The sequence below is a fragment of the Streptomyces sp. UH6 genome (assembly GCF_013421635.1).
GTDB classification, from domain to species: domain Bacteria; phylum Actinomycetota; class Actinomycetes; order Streptomycetales; family Streptomycetaceae; genus Streptomyces; species Streptomyces abyssomicinicus.
This window is the reverse complement of the sequence record NZ_JACADT010000779.1, coordinates 1-2,696: the sequence shown is the minus strand read 5'-3', so window position 1 is coordinate 2,696 and position 2,696 is coordinate 1. Positions and strand designations below refer to the sequence as shown.

Genomic DNA, 2,696 nt, shown 5'->3' with positions numbered 1-2,696 from the left:
CCGGTGCGCGGGCGCGGAGGGGTCGATGACACGGCGGGCGTCCTCGGCTGAAGGGCAGGGGCCTGGGGCGTGACGGTTCGGCGGGAGCCGCGGGCGGATACCGCGACCGCCGGCCGCGATGCCCGACGAGCCGTCACGCCGTCAACTCCCGGTGACGAATGTGTGATCACCGTACCTGCGCCCTGGCCCCGCACGTGCGACCGGTGCCGCGCCACGGCGGACGGGACACCCGGTGGACGGCAACACCCCCCGCGACCGGATACCCTTTGACCTGACACACGCCCTACCCACAACAGCACACGCGGCCGAGGAGTCACCCGGATGAGCACCACCCAGAGCGAGCGGCTGCGAGAGCTGCTGGAGCCGCTCGTCACCTCGCAGGGGCTCGACCTCGAGGAGATCGAGGTGGAGGCCGTCGGCCGCAAGCGGGTGCTGCGGGTCGTGGTCGATTCCGACACCGGCGCCGACCTCGACCAGGTCGCCGATGTGAGCCGCGCGCTCTCGGCGACGCTCGACGAGACGGACGCGATGGGCGAGGCCGAGTACACGCTCGAGGTCGGCACCCCGGGTGCCGAGCGGGCCCTCACCGAGCACCGCCACTACGTGCGCGCCACCGGCCGCCTGGTCCGGTTCCAGCTCGCCGAGGGCGGTGAACTGGTCGCGCGGATCCTGGAGGTCGACGACGAGGGCCTCGACCTGGAGGTCCCGGGTGTCAAGGGCCGCAAGGCCACCACACGCAGGCTCGCCTTCCCGGACGTCGCCAAGGCGCGGGTCCAGGTCGAGTTCGGCCGCAAGAACAAGAATGACGAGGAGGCGTAGCCGTGGACATCGACATGAGCGCCCTGCGGGGCTTGGTGCGGGAGAAGGAGATCTCCTTCGACCTGCTGGTCGAGGCGATCGAGTCGGCTCTCCTCATCGCCTACCACCGGACCGAGGGAAGCCGCCGTCGCGCGCGCGTCGTGCTCGACCGGGAGACCGGTCACGTGACCGTGTGGGCCAAGGAGGACCCGGACGAGCTCGAGGAGGGCCAGGAGCCCCGCGAGTTCGACCACACCCCGTCCGACTTCGGACGGATCGCCGCGACCACCGCCAAGCAGGTCATCCTGCAGCGGCTGCGCGACGCCGAGGACGACGCGACGCTCGGCGAGTACGCCGGACGTGAGGGCGACATCGTCACCGGTGTCGTCCAGCAGGGCCGCGACCCGAAGAACGTCCTGGTGGACATCGGCAAGCTGGAGGCCATCCTGCCGGTGCAGGAGCAGGTCCCCGGCGAGGACTACAAGCACGGCACGCGGCTGCGGTCGTACGTCGTCCGGGTGGCCCGCGGTGTCCGCGGCCCCTCGGTGACGCTGTCGCGCACCCACCCGAACCTGGTGAAGAAGCTGTTCGCCCTGGAGGTCCCGGAGATCGCCGACGGCAGCGTCGAGATCACCGCGATCGCCCGCGAGGCCGGCCACCGCACCAAGATCGCCGTGCGCTCCACACGCAGCGGCCTGAACCCCAAGGGCGCCTGCATCGGCCCGATGGGTGCCCGTGTCCGCAACGTGATGAACGAGCTCAACGGCGAGAAGATCGACATCGTCGACTGGTCGGACGACCCGGCCGAGATGGTGGCGAACGCGCTGTCCCCCGCCCGGGTGAACAAGGTCGAGGTCGTCGACCTCGCCGCCCGGTCCGCCCGGGTCATCGTGCCGGACTACCAGCTGTCGCTGGCGATCGGCAAGGAAGGGCAGAACGCCCGGCTCGCCGCCCGCCTGACCGGCTGGCGGATCGACATCCGCCCGGACACCGAGCAGGACGGCCAGGACGCCTGACCGGAGGCCTGGCCCCCGGGCCGCGGGGCGACCGGAAACCCGGTGCGACCTGCGGTACGGAATGTTTGAGCCGTGTCAACGGTTGACATCAGGACAGAGACGACCGTGCGACGTCCGCCCACTCGGGCCGGTGTCGGCGCGGGGAGGTAGACTTAGCTGTGTCTGGCCGGACGCATACCCGAGCGCGCCCCGAGTACGGCCCTGAACGCACGTGCGTGGGGTGCAGGGAGCGGGCGGCCAAGAACGAGCTGCTGCGCATCGTGGCGGTCGAGGGCGAGTGCGTCCCCGATCATCGCGGTACGCTGCCGGGCCGGGGTGCTTATCTGCACCCCGCCGTGGTCTGTCTCGACCAGGCGGTGCGCCGTAGGGCGTTCCCCCGGGCGTTCCGCGTCCAGGGAGCGTTCGACACCTCGGCGCTGCGCCGGCAGGTCGAACGGATGACCGTCGCCGATTCGGCGGCAACGTAAGAAGCGTCGCGCGGAGCAGCCGCGCGGCCCAGGTACCTCGCGAGTCTGAAAGCAGGTCGAGATTGCGATGAGCACTCGATGAGTACGCGATGAGTACGCCCATGAAGTAGCGACGGTCCGGCTTCCAACCCGGACCTCAAAGGAGCGAAGTGGCTAAGGTCCGGGTATACGAACTCGCGAAGGAGTTCGGAGTTGAGAGCAAGGTCGTCGTGGCCAAGCTCCAGGAACTCGGTGAATTCGTCCGATCGGCGTCCTCGACGATCGAGGCGCCCGTTGTGCGCAAACTGACTGACGCCTTCCAGCAGGGCGGCGGCGGCAAGGCCGCCCCGAAGCCCGGTGCGAAGAAGGCCGCCCCCAAGCCCGCCCCCGCGCCGTCCCCGGCGCAGTCGTCCTCGGCGCAGCCGTCCTTGCCGCA

The 2,696-nt window shown here is 70.5% G+C and carries 4 protein-coding genes; all 4 read left to right on the top strand.

Features of this window, described 5'->3' with window-relative positions; all coding sequences use genetic code 11:
* Window positions 1-321 precede the first annotated feature (321 nt).
* Entirely contained in the window at window positions 322-819 is a 498-nt protein-coding gene (gene rimP, locus HW445_RS25720; RefSeq protein ID WP_180223289.1) for a ribosome maturation factor RimP, read from the top strand.
* A gap of 2 nt (window positions 820-821) precedes the next feature.
* Window positions 822-1,814 (top strand): transcription termination factor NusA, encoded by a 993-nt coding sequence (nusA, locus tag HW445_RS25715; RefSeq protein WP_180223288.1) that lies wholly within the window; start codon window positions 822-824, stop codon window positions 1,812-1,814.
* A 158-nt stretch (window positions 1,815-1,972) separates the two neighbouring features.
* The gene (locus HW445_RS25710) at window positions 1,973-2,281 is read left to right on the top strand and encodes a YlxR family protein (protein ID WP_180223287.1); all 309 of its coding nucleotides are present in this window, start codon (window positions 1,973-1,975) and stop codon (window positions 2,279-2,281) included.
* Between the two features lie 149 nt (window positions 2,282-2,430).
* Window positions 2,431-2,696, top strand: a 266-nt coding sequence (locus HW445_RS25705) for a translation initiation factor IF-2 N-terminal domain-containing protein (RefSeq protein ID WP_180223286.1), incomplete at its 3' end; no start/stop codon positions are given.